Origin of the sequence: Leisingera daeponensis DSM 23529, from assembly GCF_000473145.1 — a bacterium.
Classification (GTDB): domain Bacteria; phylum Pseudomonadota; class Alphaproteobacteria; order Rhodobacterales; family Rhodobacteraceae; genus Leisingera; species Leisingera daeponensis.
Map to the genome: position 1 here is coordinate 248461 of NZ_KI421502.1, position 20838 is coordinate 269298.

The following is a 20838-nucleotide window of genomic DNA, read 5'->3' on the forward strand; positions in this document are numbered from 1 at the left end:
GCAACCGACCATGAATATCGACAAGAGGATCGCTGACGATCTGGCGGCCAACGGCGTCTCCTTCGTCACGACCGTGCCCTGCAAGCAGCTGGCCGGCGTGATCGAGGAGATCGACCAGCGCGACGACATCTTCCATATCCCCTCCAACAAGGAGGATGAGGGCATGGGGCTCTGCGCCGGCGCCTGGATGGGCGGCAAGCGCCCGGCCATCATCATGCAGAACACTGCCATCGGGGTCACCATCAACACGCTGGCGACGCTGATCCAGTATTACCGGATGCCGCTGCCGATGCTGATCTCCTACCGCGGCGAGCTGCGCGAGCCGGTGGCCTGCCAGGTGGAGATGGCAGTGCATACCAAGGCGCTCTTGGGCCAGCTCAACATCCCCACCTACCACTTCCACTGGCAGCGGGATGTCGAGGAGTTCGACAACATCCTGAAATACACCTTCATGTGCAACAAGCCCGTTGCCATCCTGACCGACGCCAACTTCTGGGGAGGCTATGGCGACCAATGATCCGTTCCGAAATCCTGAAAGAGATCGCGCCGATCCTGCGCAACGAGCTGGTGGTCTGCAACATCGGCATTCCGTCGCAAGAACTGCACGCCATCGACGACCAGCCCAGCAATTTCTACATGCTGGGCACCATGGGGCTGGCCTCCTCCATCGGCTTGGGGCTGGCGCTGGCGCAGCCGAAGCCGGTCATCGTGATCGACGGGGACGGCTCGATCCTGACCAACCTCGGCACCCTGCCCACCATCGGCAACAACGCGCCCGGCAACTACATCCTGATGATCATCGACAACGGCTCCTACGGCTCCACCGGCGATCAGCCGACCTACACCAGCCAGCGCACCGATCTAGCCGGCATGGCCCGCGCGGCCGGCTGCGCCCGGGTGGTGGAGGTGCAGGACAAGGACACCGGCCCCGCGCTGGAGGACGCGCTGGCCAGCGGCGAGGCGACGGTTCTGGTGGTCAAATGCGACAGCGGCAACGCCAAGATGCCGGTGATCACGATGGACCCGGTGGTGATCCGCGACCGCTTCATGAAGGCCGTGGCCGGCTGATGGCCGCAGGCGCCATCCATTCGGCTGAGGACGCCCGCCGCCTGGCCCGGCGGCGGCTGCCCTGGATGGTGTTTGACTATATCGACGGCGCAGCCGGGCAGGAAACCGGGGCGGCGCGCAACCGTGCGGCCCTGGATGCCCTCACCCTGCGGCCCCGCATCCTGCGCGATGTCAGCCGCCGCTCGCTTGCCGCCAAGGTTTTCGGTGCCGAGGCAGACCGGCCCTTCGGGATTGCCCCCATGGGCATGTGCAACCTGTCAGCCCCCGGCGCCGACCTGATGCTGGCCCGGCTGGCGGCGCGCTACCGGGTGCCGCATGGAGTTTCCACCGTGGCGTCGACCCCTTTGGAGACCATCCTGGAAGCGGCAGAGGGCTATGCCTGGTTCCAGCTTTACTCAGCGGTGACGGCAGCGGCACCTTCAAGCTGGCGGAGCGTGCCCGCGCAGCCGGATACCAGACGCTGGTGCTGACGGTGGATGTGCCCGAGGTGGGCCGCCGCCCGCGCGAGCTGCGCCATGGCTTCAAAATGCCGTTCCGCATCGGGCCGCGGCAGTTCGTCGATTTTGCCCTGCACCCGCGCTGGTCGCTGAGCACCCTGCTGAAGGGCAGGCCGGTGATGGCGAATTTCGAGATGGACGGCTACGACTTCGACCGCACCGAAAGCCGGGCGCGCGCCACTTGGGACACGCTGGCCCGGCTGCGCGATCTCTGGCCCGGCAAGCTGGTGGTGAAGGGTGTGCTGGACGTTGAGGACGCGCGCGCCCTTGCGGCGGTGAGCGTGGACGCGATCCAGGTCTCCAGCCATGGCGCCCGGCAACTGGAGGCCGCGCCGGCGCCGATTGAGATGCTCGCGAAAATCCGGGCCGCGCTGGGGCCGGACATTCCGGTATTTTACGACAGCGGCCTCCGGTCGGGCGAGGACGTGCTGAAGGCGTTGGCGGCGGGGGCGGACTTCACCTTCCTGGGGCGGATTTTGCAGTTTGCCATTGCGGCAGGGGGCGAAGCAGGGCTGCAACAGCTGTGGGAAGCGCTGAGCGAAGAGCTGAGCATCGCCATGGCGCAAACCGGACTTACGTCATTGTCAGCTGACAATTTTGAAGGACGATCATAGCAGCGCACGTCTGATCTGAAGGATTTATTATATAAAACAATATATTGACCGGCTGCCCGCCTGTTCCCGTCAGGCAGGGCGGCAAGCAACCGGTGCAAAGGCAGGCCCACTCAGCCGGGCGCGCCTTCGACAATCACGATATTGGCCAGCCCCGCGCCCTCGCGGTGCGCTTTGGCGGCCTGGTATTCCGGCGAGTTGTAGCAGCTCAGCGCGGCTTCCATCGAGTCGAACTCGATCACCACGTTGCGCGGATGGCCGTCGCCCTCCATCTGCTCGCAGGCGCCGCCGCGGGCCAGAACGCGGGCGCCGAATGTCTTGAACGCCTCCGTCGCGCCTTCGGCATAGAGCTTGTAGGGATCGGGATTGGTCACAGTGACATGGGCAATCCAATAGGCTTTGGGCATGGGAACTCCGCTTGTCCGAAAAGGAAACCGGGGCGGCAGGCACCGCCCCGGCCAAAGGTCACTTGTTCAGGATCTTGGACAGCACCAGATAGGCGGCGCCGGCCACGAACAGGCCCACGAACCAGGCGTAGGTGTAGATCGTGGCAAAGAAGTCCGAGGTGCCCGCAGTGATGCCGACACCGGCCAGGAAGCCCGGCAGGTTCGGCAGGATGCCGATCACCAGCGCCCAGACACCGGCCCAGTTGGTGCCGTTGCTGCCGGAATAGATGCCGTTCATCTTGAACAGGTCAGCCACTTCAAGCTTGGTCTTGCGCAGCAGGTAGTAGTCCGCCAGCATCACGCCCGCGATCGGACCCAGGAGCGCCGAATAGGCGATCAGCCAGCCGATGATGTGGTTCACCAGGACCCAGGGGAACATGGCAATGCCGATACCTGCGGTGATATAGCCGCCGCGCTTGAGGTTGATCTTGCTCGGCGCCAGGTTCGAGAACCCGTGCGCCGGGGCCACCACGTTTGCCGCCAGGTTGGTGGTCAGCGTCGCCACGATCAGCGCAAACAGCGCGATGATCACCGAGAACCCGCCCATCTTCTCAGACAGCTGGATCGGATCCCAGATCGCTTCGCCATAGATCACCACGGTGGCCGAGGTCACGGCGGAGGCGATGAAGGCAAACAGCGCCATCGGGATCGGCAGGCCGACCAATTGGCCCAGCAGCTGGTCTTTCTGGCTTTTGGCGTGGCGGGTGAAGTCGGGGATGTTCAGCGCCAGCGTCGCCCAGAAACCGATCATGCCGGTGAGGCTCGGCCAGAAGACGACCCAGAACTGGCCTTCCTGCGGCTGGCCCGGATCAAAGGCGCTGGGGGCCGACAGCATCTCGCCGAAGCCGCCCGCGTTGACATAGGCCCAGGCCAGGAGCGCCAGGCCCATCGCCAGCAGGAACGGGGCTGCATAGGTCTCCAGCCAGCGGATCGACTCGGTGCCGTTGGCGATGAAGTAGAGGTGCAGCGCCCAGAAGGCGAGGAAGCAGATGAACTCGCCCGCGCTGATGCCCAGCACCGGCAGCGCCTCGCCCGCCAGCGCACCGCCGGTCAGGGTGTTGAGGATCACAAAGATCGCCGAGCCGCCGACCCAGGTCTGGATGCCGAACCAGCCGCAGGCGACGATGCCGCGGGCCACGGCCGGGATCTTGGCGCCGGTCGGCCCGAAGGAGGAGCGCAAGAGCACCGGGAAGGGGATGCCGTATTTGGTGCCGGCATGGCCCACCAGCACCATCGGGATCAGCACGATGGCATTGGCGGCGAGAATGGTCAGCACCGCCTGATCCCAGCTCATGCCGGAGCCGATCAGGTAGGAGGCCAGCAGGTAGGTCGGGATACAGACCACCATGCCCACCCAAAGCGCGGCAATTGCCAGCCAGTCCCAGGTGCGTTCCGCTGCCGTCGTCGGCAGCTGGTCCTCGTTATAAAGTTCGGGGTCGATCCCGGTCAGATCCACCCGCGGCGGCGCCTCGGCGCCGGACGCGGAATACCCGCTGGTTACATCAGCCATTTTGAGTTTCCTCCCTGTTATTTGGCTTAATTGCTGCCTGCTTCTGCGGCAGGCAGTAAATGCAAAAGCCCCCGGCCTGCGCCGGGGACCGTGATCAGACGCAGGCCGGCATGTTTTCAGCCGAGCGCACAACCTGGCGCGGCGCGGTGACCTGTTTCCACTTGGACAGCGCCTTGCTGACCTCGGGGAACGCGGGCCGTTCGACAAAACGCCCATGCCCCGGGGTGGCGCAGACGGTGCCGTCGTCCACCGCCAGTTCGCCGCGGCTGAGGGTATAGCGCGGCAGGCCGGTCACCTCGCGGCCGGAGAAGACGTTGTACTCCACCACCGACTGCTGGGTTTCGGGCGAGATCACCTTGGACTTCTTCGGATCCCACACCACCAGATCGGCGTCGGAGCCTTCCACGATCGCCCCTTTGCGCGGGTATATGTTGAGGATACGCGCGATATTGGTCGAGGTCACGGCCACAAACTCGTTCGGTGTCAGCCGCCCGGTGTTCACGCCCTCGCTCCACAGGACCGGCATCCGGTCCTCCAGCCCGCCGGTGCCGTTCGGGATCTTGGTGAAATCGCCGATGCCAAAGCGTTTCTGATCCACGGTAAAGGCGCAGTGGTCGGTCGCCACCACCTGCAGAGAACCTGCCTGAAGACCGGCCCACAGGCTGTCCTGATGCGCCTTGTCGCGGAACGGCGGCGACATCACCCGCTGCGCGGCGTGGTCCCAATTGGGGTTGCGGTATTCGCTTTCGTCCAGCACCAGATGCTGGATCAGCGGCTCGCCATAGACGCGCATGCCCTTCTGGCGCGCCCGGCGGATCGCCTCATGCGCCTGCTCGCAGGAGGTATGCACGACGTACAGCGGCACGCCCGCCATGTCGGCGATCATGATGGCGCGGTTGGTGGCTTCGCCCTCGACCTCGGGCGGGCGCGACAGCCCATGGCCTTCGGGGCCGCGGATGCCGTCGGCCAGCAGCTTCTGCTGCATGGTGGCCACCACGTCGCCGTTTTCCGCATGCACCATCGGCAGCGCGCCAAGCGCGGCGCAGCGGCGGAAGCTGTCAAACAGCTCGTCATCGTCCACCATCAGCGCGCCCTTGTAGGCCATGAAATGCTTGAAGGTGTTGATGCCCAGATCCACGACCTGCTGCATTTCATTGAACACCTGCTCGCTCCACCAGGTCACCGCCATGTGGAAGGAGTAGTCGGCACAGGCGCGTTTGGACTTGGCGTGCCAGGCCTCCAGCGCCTCCAGCATCGACTGGCCGGGGCTGGGCAGGCAGAAGTCCACCACCATGGTGGTGCCGCCGGCAAGGCCCGCGCGGGTGCCGGATTCAAAGTCGTCCGCCGAATGGGTGCCCATGAAGGGCATTTCCAGATGCACATGCGGGTCGATGCCGCCCGGCATGACATAGCAGCCCTCGGCGTCCAGCACCTTGTCGCCAGTGAGGCCCGCGCCGATCTGCACGATCTTGCCATCCTCGATGGCGACATCGGCGGCATAGCTGCGGTCGGCGGCAACGATAGCGCCGCCCTTGATCACGGTTCTTGCAGTCATAGTCTTCACTCCACGACTTCTGCCGTTTCCAGCACGGCATGCAAGAGCACATCTGCCCCTGCCGCGGCCCATTCACGGCTGATTTCCTCGTCCTCGTTGTGGCTGAGCCCATCGACGCAGGGGCACATCACCATCGCGGTCGGCGCCACCTTGTTGATCCAGCAGGCGTCATGGCCTGCGCCCGAGATGATGTTGCGGTGCGAATAGCCCAGCTGCTCGGCGGCACGGCGCACGGCAGAGACGCAGTTTTCGTCGAACGTCACCGGGTCGAAATGGCCGACCTGCTCGATTTCCAGGCCCAGTTCCAGCTCCTCGGCGATCTTGGCGGCACCCTCGCGCAGGCGGCGCTCCATGTCCGCTTGCGTGTCAAAGCTGGGCGAGCGGAAGTCGATGGTGAACACCACCTTGCCCGGCACGATGTTGCGGCTGTTGGGGTAATAATCGCAGTGGCCCACGGCACCAACGGCGTCGGGCTGGTGGCTCATCGCGATTTCATGCACCAGCGTCGTGATCCGCGCGGCCCCCAGGCCCGCATTGCGGCGCATCGGCATCGGGGTGGAGCCGGTGTGCGCCTCCTGGCCCGTCAGCGTCACCTGCAGCCAGTTCAGGCCCTGGCCATGGGTCACGACGCCGATGTCCTTGCCCTCGGCCTCCAGAATGGGGCCTTGCTCGATGTGCAGCTCGAACATCGCGTGCATCTTGCGGTTGCCCACCGGCTCATCGCCCGCGTAGCCGATGCGGGCCAGTTCCTCGCCGAACTTCTTGCCTTCCGCATCCTCGCGCGCATAGGCCCAGTCCTGTGTATGAACGCCCGCAAAAACGCCGGAGGACAGCATCGCGGGCGCAAACCGCGTGCCTTCCTCGTTGGTCCAGTTCACCACCACGATCGGGCGGCGGGTCCGGATGCCCTGATCGCGGATCGAGCGCACCACCTCAAGCCCTGCCAGCACGCCCAGCACGCCGTCGTATTTGCCGCCCGTGGGCTGGGTGTCCAGATGGCTGCCCATCATCACCGGATCCAGATCCGGCTCGGCCCCTTCCAGGCGGGCGAACATGTTGCCCATGCTGTCGACGCCGACGGACATGCCGGACTCCTCGCACCAGCGTTTGAACAGGTCGCGGCCTTCCTTGTCGGCGTCGGTCAGCGTCTGGCGGTTGCATCCGCCGCGCAGGCCGGGGCCTTTCTGCGCCATCTCCATCAGCGTGTCCCACAGGCGGCTGCCGTTGATGCGGGCGTTGCTTTGCACGTCTTTCATATCTCTCTCCCTATGCCGCCCCTGCCCCGCGCGCCGCTTGGGGCGCAGGCCAGGGGCAGGTCCTCACGCGACGAGCGACTCGGCCAGAATGCCGATCAGCTCGTCGATTTCCTTCTTTTCGATGATCAGCGGCGGCGACATGGCGATGATGTCTCCGGTGGTGCGCAGATGCGCCCCCTTGTCCCAGGCGCGCAGGTAGGTGTCGAAGGCGCGTTTGGTCGGCACCCCCGCAACCGGCTCCAGCTCCACCGCGCCGACCAGGCCGGAGCAGCGGATATCCTTCACATGCGGCATCCCTTGGAGGCTGAACAGGGCATCGGCCCAATAGTCCTCCAGCGACGCCGCACGCTCGAACAGCTCCTCCTCGCGGTAGGTGTCCAGCGCCGCCAGCGCCGCAGCGCAGGCGACCGGGTTGCCGGAGTAGGTATAGCCATGGAACAGCTCGATCATGTGCTCCGGGCCGGTCATGAAGGCATCGTGGATGGCGCTGCTGATCATCACCGCGCCCATCGGAATGACCCCGTTGGTCAGCCCCTTGGCGGTGGTGATCATGTCCGGCTCCACGCCATAGTAATCCGCGCCAAACGCCCGGCCCAAGCGGCCATAGGCGGTGATCACCTCGTCAAAGATCAGCAGGATGCCATGCTCCCGGGTGATTTCGCGCAGGCGCTGCAAGTACCCTTGGGGCGGCAGGATCACCCCGGCGGAGCCCGCCATCGGCTCGACGATCACCGCGGCGATGGTTTCCGCGCCGTGCAGCTCGATCAGCCGCACCAGATCCTCCGCCAACTCCGCGCCATGCTCCGGCTGGCCCTTGGTAAAGGCGTTGCGCTCGGGATCATGGGTGTGGCGCAGGTGGTCGACACCGGTCAGCAGGCTGCCGAAATGGCGGCGGTTGTTGACGAGGCCGCCCACCGAAATGCCGCCGAAATTGACCCCGTGATAGCCCTTCTCGCGCCCGATCAGCCGGGTGCGGCCCTGCTCGCCATTGGCCTTGTGGTAGGCCAGCGCGATTTTCAGCGCGGTCTCCACCGATTCCGAGCCGGAGTTGGTGAAGAACACATGGTTCAGATCGCCCGGCGCCAGCTCCGCCAGCCGGTTTGCCAGCTCAAACGCCTTGGGGTGGCCCATCTGGAAGGCGGGCGCATAGTCCAGTTCGATGACCTGTTTCTGCACCGCTTCGGTGATGCGCGGCGCAGCGTGGCCCGCGTTCACGCACCACAGGCCCGCGGTGCCATCCATCACCTTCCGCCCGTCGGTGGTGGTGTAATACATGCCCTCCGCGGCAGCGACCATGCGCGGCGTCTGCTTGAATTGCCGGTTGGCCGTAAACGGCATCCAATAAGCATCCATGGCGTTCGGCCGCTTCAGTTGGTTATCCATGTCCAAGTCCTTTTCTAAAGAGCGTTCAGGCCGCAATCTGGCCCAAAAGCGTGTCGAGGCTTTGCTTTGCATCGCCATAGAACATGCGGGTGTTTTCCTTGAAGAACAGCGGGTTCTCGATGCCGGAATAGCCCGTGCCCTGGCCGCGCTTGGAGACAAACACCTGTTTGGCCTTCCAGCACTCCAGCACCGGCATGCCCGCGATGGGGGAGTTGGGGTCCTCCTGCGCGGCAGGGTTCACGATGTCGTTGGAGCCGATCACGATGGCCACGTCGGTGTCCGGGAAATCCTCGTTGATCTCGTCCATCTCCAGCACGATGTCGTAGGGCACCTTGGCCTCCGCCAGCAGCACGTTCATGTGGCCCGGCAGGCGGCCCGCGACCGGGTGGATGGCAAAGCGCACAGTCTTGCCTTTCGCGCGCAGGCGGCGGGTCAGCTCGGCCACGTTCTGCTGCGCCTGCGCCACCGCCATGCCGTAGCCGGGGATGATCACCACGCTGTCGGCCTCCTCCAGCGCCGCGGCCACGCCGTCGGCGTCGATGGCGATCTGCTCGCCGTCGATCTCCATCGCCGGACCGGAGGTGCCGCCGAAGCCGCCCAGGATCACGCTGACAAAGGAGCGGTTCATCGCCTTGCACATGATGTAGCTGAGGATCGCACCGGAGGAGCCCACCAGCGCGCCGACCACGATCAGCAGGTCATTGCCCAGCGAGAAGCCGATCGCCGCCGCGGCCCAGCCCGAGTAGCTGTTCAGCATCGAGACCACCACCGGCATGTCGGCGCCGCCGATGCCCATGATCAGGTGGTAGCCGATGAACAGCGCCGCCAGCGTCATCAGCACGAGGGGCAGGAAGCCGCCGGTGTTGAAGTACCAGATCAGGCAGAGCAGGGAGAGCCCCGCGGCGCTGGCGTTCAGCATATGCCCGCCCGGCAGCTTGGTGGCCGCCGAGGTGACCTTGCCCGCCAGCTTGCCGAAGGCAATCACGGAGCCGGTGAAGGTGATCGCCCCGATGAAGATGCCGAGGAACAGCTCCACCCGCAGGAAGGCGATCTCGGCCGGGGTCTTCTTGGCGATCAGCTTGGCGAAGGTGCCGAGGTCCCCGGTGCTGGCAGCCGCCGCCACATTTCCGATCTCGAAATGCGCGATGAAGCCGACGAACACCGCGGCGAGGCCGACCAGCGAGTGCATCGCCGCGACCAGCTGCGGCATCTCGGTCATCTGCACCTTCTTGGCGACATAGGTGCCGATGATCCCGCCGCCCGCGATCAGCAGCAGCGACAACAGCCACAGGCCCGAGCCGGGGCCGATCAGAGTGGCGAAAACCGCCAGCCCCATGCCCGCGATGCCGTACCAGACCGCGCGTTTGGCGCTTTCCTGATTGGACAGCCCGCCCAGGCTGAGGATGAACAGAACAGCCGCAACGACATAGGCGGCGGTGGTGAAACCGTAATCCATGAACTCGGCCCTTCTTTAAGATTTCTGGAACATGGCAAGCATGCGCCGGGTGACGAGGAAGCCGCCGAAGATGTTGATCCCGGCCATGAAGACGCTGAGCGCCGCCAAGAGGATCACCAGGAACGAGCCGGAGCCGATCTGCATCAGCGCGCCCAGGATGATGATCGAGGAGATCGCGTTGGTGACCGCCATCAGCGGCGTGTGCAAGCTGTGCGCGACGCCCCAGATCACCTGGAAGCCCACGAAACAGGCCAGCGCGAAGACGATGAAATGCTGCATGAAGCTGACCGGCGCAAAGAGGCCCACCAGCAAAAGCAGCGCGCCGCCGCCCGCCAGCATCGCGACCTGGCTCTTGGTCTGCGCCTTGAAGGCCTCAACCTCCCTGGCGCGTTTCTCCTCCGGCGTCAGCTCCGGCACCGCGGCCTTGGGCTTGGCGGCAATCGCCTGCACCTTGGGCGGCGGCGGCGGGAAGGTGATCTCGCCCTCGAACGCCACGGTGGCGCCGCGGATCACGTCGTCCTCCATGTTGTGGTTGACCTGGCCGTCCTTGTCCGGCGTCAGGTCGGCCATCATGTGGCGGATGTTGGTGGCGTAAAGCGACGACGACTGCGCCGCCATCCGGCTGGGGAAGTCGGTGTAGCCGATGATGGTGACGCCGTTTTCGGTGACGATCTTCTCATCCGCGACGGTCAGCTTGCAGTTGCCGCCCTTCTCCGCGGCCAGGTCGACGATGACCGAGCCGGGCTTCATTGCGGCGACCATGTCCTCGGTCCACAGCTCTGGCGCTTCGCGGTTGGGGATCAGCGCGGTGGTGATGACGATGTCGACCTCCGGCGCCAGCTCGCGGAACTTGGCCAGCTGCGCTTCACGGAATTCCGGCGAGGACACAGAGGCATAGCCGCCGGTGGCGGCACCGTCCTGCTGCTCCTCCTCGAAATCGAGATAGACGAACTCGGCGCCCATCGATTCCACCTGCTCGGCCACTTCCGGGCGCACGTCGAAGGCATAGGTGACGGCCCCCAGCGAGGTCGAGGTGCCGATGGCGGCAAGCCCGGCGACGCCTGCGCCGACCACCAGCACCTTGGCGGGCGGCACCTTGCCTGCGGCGGTGATCTGGCCGGTGAAGAAGCGGCCGAAGTTGTTGCCCGCCTCGATGACCGCGCGGTAGCCCGCGATATTGGCCATGGAGCTGAGCGCATCCATCTTCTGCGCGCGGGAGATCCGCGGCACCATCTCCATGGCGATCACATTGGCGCCCTTGGCCTTGGCCAGCGCCATGCCTTCTTCGTTCCCGGCCGGATTGAAGAAGGAGATCAGCGTCTTGCCCCTGGCCAGCCGCTTCAGCTCGGCGGCATCCGGCTGGCGCACCTTGGCGATGATATCGGCGGCCTTCCACAGCGCCGCCGCTGTCTTGATGATCTCGACCCCGGCGGCTTCATAGGCGGCATCGGAAAACCCCGCCGCCGCCCCGGCCCCCGTCTCGATCGCGCAGTCATACCCCAGCTTCTGCAGCTGAACCGCAGACTCCGGCGTCATCGCAACGCGCGACTCTCCAGCCGCCAGCTCCCTTGGCGTTCCAATAAGCACTTCAATGTCCTCCCTTTTCGCGGATGCGTCCGGCGGACCGGCTGCCTGCGATTGGGAAGAAGTATTTGGTTGTTTTACTTAGTAGTCAATATTTTTGTCAGCTCATATTTTTAGCAGTTTAAAAACAGCCTGTTATGATGGCAATCTTTGCCTTCACGGTATTTTTTTTGACTTACAGCTAAAAAAATATTTGACATGGCGCGCCCTCCTCCACAGTCTTTGAGGCAGGGAGGACACCATGAACACCCAATCGCTCAGCACAGGCACCGCCTGGGCGGAGACCGGGGATTTGCGCGCCCTGATGATGCGTGCAGCCGGGATCCGCGACGCCCAATGGGGCCGCACGGTCACCTATTCGCGCAAGGCCTTCGTGCCCTTGACCAACATGTGCCGCGACACCTGCGGCTATTGCACCTTCGTCAAGCATCCGGATTCGCCGGAGGCCAATATCATGACGCCGGAGCAGGTGCTGGCGGTGGCGCAGAAAGGCGAGCGCGAGGGCTGCAAGGAGCTGCTGTTCAGCCTCGGCGAGAAGCCGGAGCTGCGCTATGAGAAGGCCCGCAAGGGGCTGGAACGGCTCGGCTATTCCCGCCTGACCGATTACCTGCGCGACATGTGCGAGCTGGTGCTGACGGAGACCAGCCTGCTGCCGCATGTGAACGCGGGCACCCTCACCGATGACGAGATCGACCTGCTGCGCCCGGTCTCCGCCTCGATGGGGATGATGCTGGAAACCGTCAGCCGCCGCCTGACCCGCAAGGGCCAGCCGCATTATGCCTGCCCTGACAAGGTGCCGGTGCAACGGCTGCGCACGCTGGAACGCGCGGGCCAGAAGCAGGTGCCCTTCACCACCGGCCTGCTGATCGGCATCGGCGAGACATTTGCCGAGCGGATCGAGGCGCTGCACGCGATCAATGACGCCCACGCCCGCCACGGCCACATTCAGGAAGTCATCATCCAGAACTTCCAGCGCAAACCGGATATCGAGATGGCGAACCACCCGGAACCGGCGCTGGAGGACATGCTGCGCACCATCGCCGCCGCCCGCATCATCCTGGCGCCGGAGATCAGCCTGCAGGCGCCGCCGAACCTCAGCACCCGCCACATCGCCTATCTGGAGGCGGGCATCAACGACTGGGGCGGCATCTCGCCCGTGACCATCGACTTCATCAACCCGCAGCACGAATGGCCGGAGATCCGGGCGCTGGCAAGCTCCTGCACCGGGGCCGGGTTCGAACTGCGCGAGCGGCTTACCGTCTACCCCCGCTACCTGACCGGGGACAGCGGCTTCATCAACCCCGGCGTGCTGGCCCGGGCGGCCGGCATGGCCCAGGAAAACGGCCTCGCCCGCGATCAGCGCCACATCGGAGAGACAGCATGACCATCCAGCACCCCGCCGAGAATTTCGCCACTGTCCCGGCTGCCGTCAGCGCCGCCTCCGCCCCGGTCCGCGCCATCCTGGAGATGGCGCTGGAGGGCGGCGAAGTGTCCGAGGCCGAAGGCATCGAGCTGTTCCGCGCCACCGGCGCTGACGCCGAAGCGGTCTATGCCGTGGCCGACGCGCTGCGCCGCCGCGCCAATGGCGACCGCGTTTCCTTTGTGGTGAACCGCAACATCAACTTCACCAATATCTGCTATATGGGCTGCCGGTTCTGCGGCTTTGCCAAGCGCAGCGAGGACAAGGACGCCGAGTGGCTGGAGCCCGCGCAGATCGTGGCGCGCGCGCAGGAAGCCTGGGACCGCGGCGCCACCGAGGTCTGCATCCAGGGCGGCCTGCATCCCAAGATGGAAGGCACCTATTACCGGGACATCGTGCGCGCCATCAAGGCGGCGCTGCCGGACATGCACATCCATGCCTTCTCGCCGTTTGAGATCTGGTACGGCGCGTCCAAGACAAAGATGTCCTACCGCGACTTCCTGGCGGATCTGAAGGAGGCGGGCCTCGGTTCGATGCCCGGCACCGCGGCGGAGATCCTGGATACCGAAGTGCGGATGCAGCTGACCAAGAACAAGCTGAGCGCCGAAAAATGGGTGGAGATCATCCGCGCCGCGCACGAGGTCGGCATCCCGACCACCGCCACCATCATGTACGGCCATATCGACGGGCCGCAGCATTGGGCCGCGCACATCCGCCTGCTGCGCGACATCCAGAAGGACACCGGCGGCTTTACCGAGCTGGTGCCGCTGTCCTTCGTGCATACCGAGTCGCCGCTCTGGTCGCAGAACCCGGACAAAGTGCGCCCCGGCCCGACCGCGCTGGAGGTGGACCTGATGCACGCGGTGTCGCGCATCATGCTGCACGGCTGGATCGACAATATCCAGGTGAGCTGGACCAAGCTGGGCGCGGCGCGGGCGCAAGAGATGCTGTCGCGCGGGGTGAATGACCTCGGCGGCACGCTGATGAACGAAAGCATCTCGCGCTCGGCCGGGTCGGACCACGGGCAGGAGATCACCGCGCGCGAACTGGCGCAGATCATCCGCGCCGCGGGCCGGGTGCCGGTGCGCCGCAACACCATCTACGACATCCGCGAGGTTTACGAACACCACGACCCCGAGGTGATCGCGCCGCTGGTCGACCGTCAGGGCCGCGACCCGCTGGCGTTTCTGGAAATGTTCCCCGAACGCGGGCCCAAGCTGGAGGCAGCGGAATGAACGCGCAAAAGCATAAGGTCACCCTGCTGGCGGGCGGCGTCGGCGGCGCCAAGATGGCCGAGGGCTTGGCCGCGCTGCCGGATGTGGCGCTGTCGGTGATCGGCAATGTGGCGGATGACGATGATTTCCACGGCCTCTGGGTCTCGCCCGATATCGACACGCTGACCTACAGCCTGGCGGATGTGATCGACCGCACCCAGGGCTGGGGCGTGGCGGATGAAAGCCACCGGGCGCTGGAAACGCTGAACAAGCTGGGCGCAGACACCTGGATGTCGCTGGGCGACCGCGACTTTGGCCTGCACATCCACCGCACCATGCGCCGCCTGCAGGGCGACCGGCCCAGCGATATCGCCCGCGACGTGGCGCGCGCCTTTGGCGTGCAGGCGGAAATCCTGCTGCCGACGGATAATAAGGTGCAGACACGGGTGCGCACCGATGCCGGCTGGCTGAGCTTCCAGGAGTATTTCGTCCGCGAGCGCTGCGCGCCGGAGGTGCGGGAGCTGGCCTTTGACGGGCTGGACAAGGCCCGCCCCGCGCCAGAGGCGCTGGCGGCGATCCGGCAGGCGGATCTGATCGTGATTGCGCCCTCCAACCCGCTGGTCAGCATCGCCCCCATTCTGGGCGTGCCGGGGATCACCGCGGCGCTGCGGGCGGCACGCGCGCAGAAGGTTGCTGTCAGCCCGTTCATCGGCGGCAAGGTGGTCAAGGGGCCGGCCGACCGCATGATGGCGGCGCTGGGGGAGCGGGCCGATGCCGCCGGTGTGGCCGCGCGCTACCGCGGGCTGGCCGGTACGCTGGTGATCGACCACGCCGATGCCGGGCTGGCGGGCGAAATCCGCGCGATGGGGCTGGCACCGGTCTGCAGCGGCATTCTGATGAAAACCCAGGACGATAAGGCCCGGCTGGCGCGGGAAGTGGCGGATCTGGGCCTTGCCCGCGCGAACCGGGAGACGGCGGCATGAGCGCGGCGGCGAAATCCGGCAAGCGGCTGGCGGTGATCCCGATGAAGGATCCCTCCCGGGCCAAGACGCGGCTGAGCCTCGCGCTGGCGCCGCGGGACCGCGAAGCGCTGGCCCGGGGCCTGTTCCGCTCCACCATCATGCGGCTGCAGGAGGCGGTTGCCAGGCTGCCCGACGGTGCCGCCGACATTGCCGTGGTGTCCAACAGCCCGGCGATTGCGCGCATTGCGCGGCAGGCCGGTCTGATCTGCATCGACGACAACGACCCCGGCACCCTGTCGCTGGCGGTGGCGGCGGCGGCGGATTGGGCAGCGGCCAAAGGGTATGAGGCACTGTGCGTGCTGCCGGGCGATCTGGCGGACCCGTCGCCGGACGATCTGGCGCAGCTTCTGGCCTATCCGGTTGACGGCACCCGCGCAGTGCTGTGCCCGGCGACCGACCTTGGCACCAACGCGCTTTTGGTGCCGCTGCCCTGCCCCTTTGCCTTTGCCTACGGGCAGAAATCGCTGATCGCCCACCGGCGCGCGGCAGAGGCCGCGGGCCTGTGCCCGGTGGTGCTGCCGCTGGACAGCCTGCGGGTTGACGTTGACACCGCCGAGGACCTCAGCTGCCTGCTGGCGCAGAACCCGCAGGCGCTGATGCGGGAGGGCGCGCGATGAGCCTTTCGGTCTCTCTCACCGCCGTGCCCGGCGTGCCGGATATCCAGAACGGCGACGATCTGGCGGCCATCCTGGGCGATTGCCTGGAGGCCGCAGGCCTGGGCCTCGAGGACGGCGATATCCTGTGCATCGCACAGAAGGTGTTTTCCAAGGCCGAAGACTGCATCATTCCGCTGGCCTCGGTCACGCCCTCGGCGGAAGCCATCAAATACGGCGAGGAGCTGAACAAGGACCCGCGCAAGGTGGAAATCGTCCTGCGCGAAAGCACCCGCGTTGTGCGCGCCTTCCGCCGCCCGGATCAGAACACCGGCACGATGATCTGCGAGCACCGGCTGGGCTTCATCTCCGCCAACGCGGCGGTGGATGAGTCGAACCTCGGCGAGGAGGAGGCGGCGATGGTGCTGCCGCGCGATCCCGATGCCAGCTGCGAGCGTTTGCGCGCGGCGCTGGCCGCCCGGTTCGGCGCGCAGATCGGCGTGGTGATGACCGACACCTTCGGCCGCCCCTGGCGGCTGGGCCAGGTCAACGTGGCCATCGGGCTGAGCAAGGTTCCCGCCACCATTCAGGAGCAGGGCAACCTGGACGCATGGGGGCGGCCGCTGCAGGTGACCGAACCGGCGCTGGCCGATGAGATTTCCGCCGCCTCCGGTCTGGTGGTGCGCAAGAACGGAAAAACACCGGCGGTGCTGCTGCGCGGGCTCGACTGGCAGCCCGCCGACAGCCGCGGCGCCGACATACTCAGGAAAAAACAGGAGGATATGTTCAGATGAAGATCGCAATCATTGGCGGCACCGGGCCGCAGGGCCAGGGGCTGGCACTGCGCTTTGCCCGCGCAGGGATCGCCGTGGCACTGGGTTCGCGCGATGGCGAGCGCAGCGCCGGCATCGCGGCGGAGCTGATGGCAAAGCTGCCCGCGGGCGCCGCAGAAATCACCGGCCTCGACAACGAAGGCGCCACCGCGGCGGCGGATGAAATGGTCATCCTCGCGGTGCCGTTCTCGGCCCATAACGCCACGCTGGAGGCGCTGAAGCCGGGCCTGACGGGCAAGATCCTGGTCGATATCGTGGTGCCGCTGAAAGAAGGCGACCCCAAGAAGGTGGAGATGCCGCCCGAAGGCTCCGCCACCGAGGCCGCGCAGGCGCTCTTGGGCGACGAGATCCCGGTGATCGGCGCGCTGCACAACGTGTCGGCCACCACGCTGAACAACCTCGACTGGCCGATCAACTGCGACATCCTGGTCTGCGGCAACAGCCTGCCCGCCCGCAAGAAGGTGATCGAGCTGGTCAGCGCGCTGGACGTTCAGGCCTACAACGCCGGCGACGCCGAGGCCGCCCGCTGCATCGAGGCGATCACCCCGATCCTGATCCGCCAGAACATTTCGAAGGCGGTTCCTTTCACCCATGCGGGCATCCGCATCTGGGCCCCCGAACACTAAGATTCCAACAGGGAGAAAACACAAATGGAATTCGGTATTTGCTTCAAGGGCTTCGTTGAGCCCGAACGCGCCCGCGCACTGGTCCGCCAAGCGGAAAACGCAGGCTTTGCCTACTGCTGGTTCTACGACAGCCACATCCTGTGGCGCGAAAGCTTCGTCGCCATGGCGATGTGCATGGAGCACACCACCAAGATGCGCTTCGGCCCGCTGGTGACCAACCCGAACTCGCGCGAGTGGTCGGTGGCCGCCTCGCTGTTCGGCTCGCTGGCGAAACAGTCCGGCGGCCGCTTCGACATCGGCCTCGGCCGCGGCGACAGCGCCGTGCGGGTGATGGGCAAAAAGCCCTCGACCATCAGCCGGATGGAAGAATTCACCCACGTCGTCAAGTCGCTGATCCGCGGCGAGGAAGTGCAGTACGGCGAATGCCCCGAGCCGGTGAAATTCCCTTGGGCCCAGGGCTATGAGCTGCCGGTCTGGATCGGCGCCTACGGTCCCAAGGCCCTGGCCTCGGCCGGCAAGGTCGGTGACGGTGTTGTCCTGCAAATTGCTGAACCCAAGATCATCAAGTGGCTGGCGGATCAGGCCAAGGCCGGCGGCGAGGCCGAAGGCCGCGACATGTCGAACTACCGCGTCATGGCCGCAGCACCCGCCCATACCGGCCCGATCGAGGAAGGTATTGAGAAGACCAAGTGGTTCCCCGCCATGGTCGGCAACCATGTCGCTGACATCGTTGAAAAATACGGCACCGACGGTGATCACGTCCCGACCAGCCTGACCGACTACATCAAGAACCGCAAGGGCTACGATTACTCCAAGCACGGGCAGAGCGATAACCCGTACCTGGACTTCATCACCGAAGACATCGTCAAGAGCTTCTGCGTGCTGGGCACCCCGGACGAGCATATCGCCAAGATCCGCGATCTGCAGGATGCCGGCACCACCCAGTTCAACATCTATCTCGACAGCGGCGACGAAGAGAAAATCATCGCCGACTACGCCGAGAAGATCATCCCGGCCTTCCGCTGAACTGCGCCGGGCACCAGCCCGGAAACGGCACCGTCCGGACAAATCTCCCCGCGGACGGTGCCTATTGGCGGGCGGCTCCGGCTGCCCGCTCCTTTCTTTGCCGCGCGGTCTGCCTGCACCGGCAGATTGTTTTGACCCGGCCTTTTGCGCGCGACCGCTGGCAACAGCCTTTGACTTGTGCCAATAGGGCGTCAGATAAACATTTTTATAAGTGGCGGAATTTACATGGCGCGCATGGCAGCTGAAAAGCCGAAGACCCGGATTCAGCGGAAAAAGACGGAACAGATCCTGGCCGCCGCACTGGAGGTTTTTGCCCAGCACGGATCCTCCGGCGCGTCGATCAACCTGATTGCCAAGAACGCCGGGCTGACCACGCCGAACCTGCTGTATTACTTCGAAAGCAAGGACGCGATCCGCCAGGAGCTGCTGGCCCGCACCCTGCAGCTGTGGATGGCGCCTTTGAACATGCTGAGCCAGCACGGCGACCCGATCGACGAAATCTGCCAGTACATCCGCCGCAAGCTGGAAATCTCGCGGAATTTTCCCAAGGAAAGCAAGTTCTTCGCCAATGAGATCCTCAGCGGCCTGCCGCAGTCGCGCAGCGAGATCTTCGGCCCGCTGAAAGAGCTTTACAACACCAAGATCACGGTGCTGGAGGACTGGATGCGCGAGGGCCGGATTGCTACCGTCGATCCGCACCATCTGCTGTATTCGATTTGGGCCACCACCCAGCACTACGCCGATTTCGACGTGCAGATCGAGGAAATCGCCCCCGCCAAGGCACAGGACCGCTATGCCGAGGCCGAGGTGTTCCTGCTGGAGATGTACCAGAAGCTGCTGGCCGTAGACGCCGGCTGACGGCCGCGGACCGCCGCGGCGGTTACGGGATCCGCGCCCGGTCGATGAATTTGCGCAGCGCAAAGCGGGACCGCACCACGCGGATGCCCGGAATGCGCAGCAGCTTGGTCTGCAGGAAGGTTTCGAATTCCTCCAGGCTTTCCACCACGATTTCCAGCAGAAAATCCTGCGCGCCGGTCATCAGCGTGCCGGTGACCACCTCCTCGAACTGGGCAGTCCTCTTCTGGAACCGGGCGATTTCGTCCGCGTCCTGGCGCTCCAGCTCCACCGAGACAAAGGCGGTGATGCCAAACCCCGCAGCCTTGCGGTCGATGCGGGCGATGTAGCCGGAAATCAGGCCGCTTTCCTCCAGCCGCTGCAGGCGCCGCTTGCAGGGCGTCTGGGACAGGCCGACTCGGGCCGCCAGCTGCACCAGCGGAATCCGCCCGTCATCGCGCAGCGCGCGAAGTATCTCCCGATCAACTGAATCCGTAGCGAGAACCACCATAAATTTTGCTTTTCCGAGTGTATTTTCTCTGATTTTTGCTTCAGTACCCCCATATTCGTTATTTTTCAACCATGCGGTTTTGCTAAGCTGGGCAGACAGGCCCTGCCGCGCGCGGCGCGTGCTGCCTTGCAGGGGCTTTGATCAGAAAGGGACCGCATGAGTGATGATTTCCCGCCGCTATCGCTGAACGTGCCGGAACCGGGCTGCCGCCCGGGCGACACGCCGGATTTTTCGGATTTCGAGATCCCGCGCGCCGGGGCCGTCAAACGCCCGCCGGTTGACGCAGACCCGGATTCGATCCGCGATATGGCGTTTTCCATCGTCCGGGTGCTGAACAAGGACGGCGAGGCGGTTGGCGACTGGGCCGGCGCGCTCAGCCCGGACGAGCTGCGCGAGGGCCTGCGCCACATGCTGACCCTGCGCACCTTTGATGCCCGGATGATGAACGCGCAGCGCCAGGGCAAGACCAGCTTCTACATGCAGCACCTTGGCGAAGAGGCGGTGTCCTGCGCCTTCTCCCGCGCGCTGCGTCCGGGCGACATGAACTTCCCGACCTACCGTCAGGCGGGGCTGCTGATCGCGGGCGGCTATCCGATGCTGACGATGATGAACCAGATCTATTCCAACGCTGACGACCCGCTGCACGGGCGCCAGCTGCCGATCATGTATTCCTCCAAGGAACACGGGTTCTTCTCGATCTCCGGCAACCTTGGCACCCAGTTCGTGCAGTCGGTCGGCTGGGCGATGGCCTCGGCCATTTCGGGCGACACCAAGATCGCCACCGGCTGGATCGGCGACGGCTCAACGGCTGAGAGCGATTTCCACGCCGCCATGGTCTTTGCCTCCACCTACAGCGCGCCGGTGGTCTTGAACATCGTCAACAACCAGTGGGCCATCTCCACCTTCCAGGGCATCGCCCGCGGCGGCGTCGGCACCTTTGCGGCGCGCGGCCACGGCTTTGGCATCGCCTCGATCCGGGTGGACGGCAACGACTACCTGGCGGTGCACGCAGTGGCGAAATGGGCCTGCGAGCGGGCCCGGCGCGGCCATGGCCCGACCCTGATCGAGCATGTGACCTACCGCGCGGGCGGGCACTCCACCAGCGACGACCCCTCTGCCTACCGTTCCAAGAGCGAGGCCGCGGCCTGGCCTTTGGGCGACCCGATCGAGCGGCTGAAGAAGCACCTCATCGCCATCGGCGAGTGGAGCGAGGACCGCCACACCCAGGCCCAGGCAGAAATCCTGGACGGGGTCATCGCCACCCAGAAGCAGGCCGAGGCCATCGGCACCTTGGGCGGCGGCAAGACCCCCAGCCCGCGTGACATGTTCGAGGGCGTCTATGAAACCATGCCGCCGCATCTGATCCGGCAGCGTCAGGAAGCAGGGTACTGAA

Annotated in this window: 19 protein-coding genes and 1 pseudogene; 12 read left to right on the top strand and 8 right to left on the bottom strand. The window is 65.4% G+C overall.

What is annotated here, in order from left to right:
• Positions 1–10 precede the first annotated feature (10 nt).
• From comD to DAEP_RS23135, 3 genes and pseudogenes are all read left to right on the top strand, one after another.
• On the top strand, positions 11–517 hold the full coding sequence (comD, locus tag DAEP_RS0121255) for a sulfopyruvate decarboxylase subunit alpha (RefSeq protein WP_027246118.1): 507 nt from the start codon (positions 11–13) through the stop codon (positions 515–517).
• On the top strand, positions 514–1068 hold the full coding sequence (gene comE / locus DAEP_RS0121260) for a sulfopyruvate decarboxylase subunit beta (RefSeq protein WP_027246119.1): 555 nt from the start codon (positions 514–516) through the stop codon (positions 1066–1068). The genes comD and comE overlap by 4 nt, the downstream gene beginning before the upstream one ends.
• Positions 1068–2179, top strand: a pseudogene (locus DAEP_RS23135) (alpha-hydroxy acid oxidase). The gene comE and the pseudogene DAEP_RS23135 overlap by 1 nt, the downstream one beginning before the upstream one ends.
• 110 nt (positions 2180–2289) lie before the next feature.
• Here the strand turns inward: DAEP_RS23135 and DAEP_RS0121270 are convergent.
• The 7 genes from DAEP_RS0121270 to DAEP_RS0121300 form a co-directional block, all read right to left on the bottom strand.
• Entirely contained in the window at positions 2290–2583 is a 294-nt protein-coding gene (locus DAEP_RS0121270) for a DUF1330 domain-containing protein (protein WP_027246120.1), read from the bottom strand.
• A 58-nt stretch (positions 2584–2641) separates the two neighbouring features.
• A complete protein-coding gene (locus DAEP_RS0121275; protein WP_008558295.1) occupies positions 2642–4132 on the bottom strand; it encodes an NCS1 family nucleobase:cation symporter-1 in 1491 nt (496 codons plus the stop codon).
• Between the two features lie 94 nt (positions 4133–4226).
• A complete protein-coding gene (gene hydA, locus DAEP_RS0121280) occupies positions 4227–5687 on the bottom strand; it encodes a dihydropyrimidinase (RefSeq protein WP_027246121.1) in 1461 nt (486 codons plus the stop codon).
• Between the two features lie 5 nt (positions 5688–5692).
• A complete protein-coding gene (locus tag DAEP_RS0121285) occupies positions 5693–6943 on the bottom strand; it encodes a Zn-dependent hydrolase (protein WP_027246122.1) in 1251 nt (416 codons plus the stop codon).
• Between the two features lie 63 nt (positions 6944–7006).
• Complete coding sequence (gene aptA / locus DAEP_RS0121290; RefSeq protein ID WP_027246123.1) at positions 7007–8326, bottom strand: omega-aminotransferase AptA; 1320 nt, start codon at positions 8324–8326, stop codon at positions 7007–7009.
• Between the two features lie 25 nt (positions 8327–8351).
• Positions 8352–9782: an NAD(P)(+) transhydrogenase (Re/Si-specific) subunit beta gene (locus DAEP_RS0121295; RefSeq protein ID WP_027246124.1), complete on the bottom strand. Its 1431-nt coding sequence runs from the start codon at positions 9780–9782 to the stop codon at positions 8352–8354.
• Positions 9783–9797: 15 nt separating this feature from the next.
• Positions 9798–11369 carry a Re/Si-specific NAD(P)(+) transhydrogenase subunit alpha gene (locus tag DAEP_RS0121300; protein WP_027246125.1) on the bottom strand — a complete coding sequence of 524 codons (1572 nt, stop codon included), beginning with the start codon at positions 11367–11369 and terminating at the stop codon, positions 9798–9800.
• 238 nt (positions 11370–11607) lie between these two features.
• Between DAEP_RS0121300 and cofG the strand changes: the two genes are divergently transcribed.
• The 8 genes from cofG (at position 11608) to DAEP_RS0121340 (ending at position 18958) form a co-directional block, all read left to right on the top strand.
• Positions 11608–12750: a 7,8-didemethyl-8-hydroxy-5-deazariboflavin synthase CofG gene (gene cofG, locus DAEP_RS0121305; RefSeq protein WP_027246126.1), complete on the top strand. Its 1143-nt coding sequence runs from the start codon at positions 11608–11610 to the stop codon at positions 12748–12750.
• Positions 12747–14021: a 5-amino-6-(D-ribitylamino)uracil--L-tyrosine 4-hydroxyphenyl transferase CofH gene (gene cofH / locus DAEP_RS0121310; protein ID WP_027246127.1), complete on the top strand. Its 1275-nt coding sequence runs from the start codon at positions 12747–12749 to the stop codon at positions 14019–14021. The genes cofG and cofH overlap by 4 nt, the downstream gene beginning before the upstream one ends.
• The gene (gene cofD, locus DAEP_RS0121315) at positions 14018–14983 is read left to right on the top strand and encodes a 2-phospho-L-lactate transferase (protein WP_027246128.1); all 966 of its coding nucleotides are present in this window, start codon (positions 14018–14020) and stop codon (positions 14981–14983) included. The genes cofH and cofD overlap by 4 nt, the downstream gene beginning before the upstream one ends.
• Positions 14980–15639, top strand: coding sequence for a 2-phospho-L-lactate guanylyltransferase (gene cofC / locus DAEP_RS0121320; RefSeq protein WP_027246129.1), 660 nt, complete (start codon positions 14980–14982; stop codon positions 15637–15639). Before cofD ends, cofC begins: the two co-directional genes overlap by 4 nt.
• Positions 15636–16409 (top strand): coenzyme F420-0:L-glutamate ligase, encoded by a 774-nt coding sequence (gene cofE, locus DAEP_RS0121325; RefSeq protein WP_027246130.1) that lies wholly within the window; start codon positions 15636–15638, stop codon positions 16407–16409. The genes cofC and cofE overlap by 4 nt, the downstream gene beginning before the upstream one ends.
• Positions 16406–17074, top strand: coding sequence for an NADPH-dependent F420 reductase (gene npdG, locus DAEP_RS0121330; RefSeq protein WP_027246131.1), 669 nt, complete (start codon positions 16406–16408; stop codon positions 17072–17074). Before cofE ends, npdG begins: the two co-directional genes overlap by 4 nt.
• Before the next feature lie 24 nt (positions 17075–17098).
• A complete protein-coding gene (locus tag DAEP_RS0121335; protein ID WP_008558185.1) occupies positions 17099–18100 on the top strand; it encodes a TIGR03842 family LLM class F420-dependent oxidoreductase in 1002 nt (333 codons plus the stop codon).
• A 225-nt stretch (positions 18101–18325) separates the two neighbouring features.
• Positions 18326–18958 (top strand): TetR family transcriptional regulator C-terminal domain-containing protein, encoded by a 633-nt coding sequence (locus DAEP_RS0121340; RefSeq protein WP_008558303.1) that lies wholly within the window; start codon positions 18326–18328, stop codon positions 18956–18958.
• Between the two features lie 22 nt (positions 18959–18980).
• On the opposite strand, the gene DAEP_RS0121345 is transcribed toward DAEP_RS0121340, so the two are convergent.
• The gene (locus tag DAEP_RS0121345; protein ID WP_027246132.1) at positions 18981–19445 is read right to left on the bottom strand and encodes an Lrp/AsnC family transcriptional regulator; all 465 of its coding nucleotides are present in this window, start codon (positions 19443–19445) and stop codon (positions 18981–18983) included.
• A gap of 156 nt (positions 19446–19601) precedes the next feature.
• Between DAEP_RS0121345 and DAEP_RS0121350 the strand changes: the two genes are divergently transcribed.
• Positions 19602–20837 (top strand): 3-methyl-2-oxobutanoate dehydrogenase (2-methylpropanoyl-transferring) subunit alpha, encoded by a 1236-nt coding sequence (locus DAEP_RS0121350; RefSeq protein WP_008558193.1) that lies wholly within the window; start codon positions 19602–19604, stop codon positions 20835–20837.
• Position 20838: the final 1 nt, after the last annotated feature.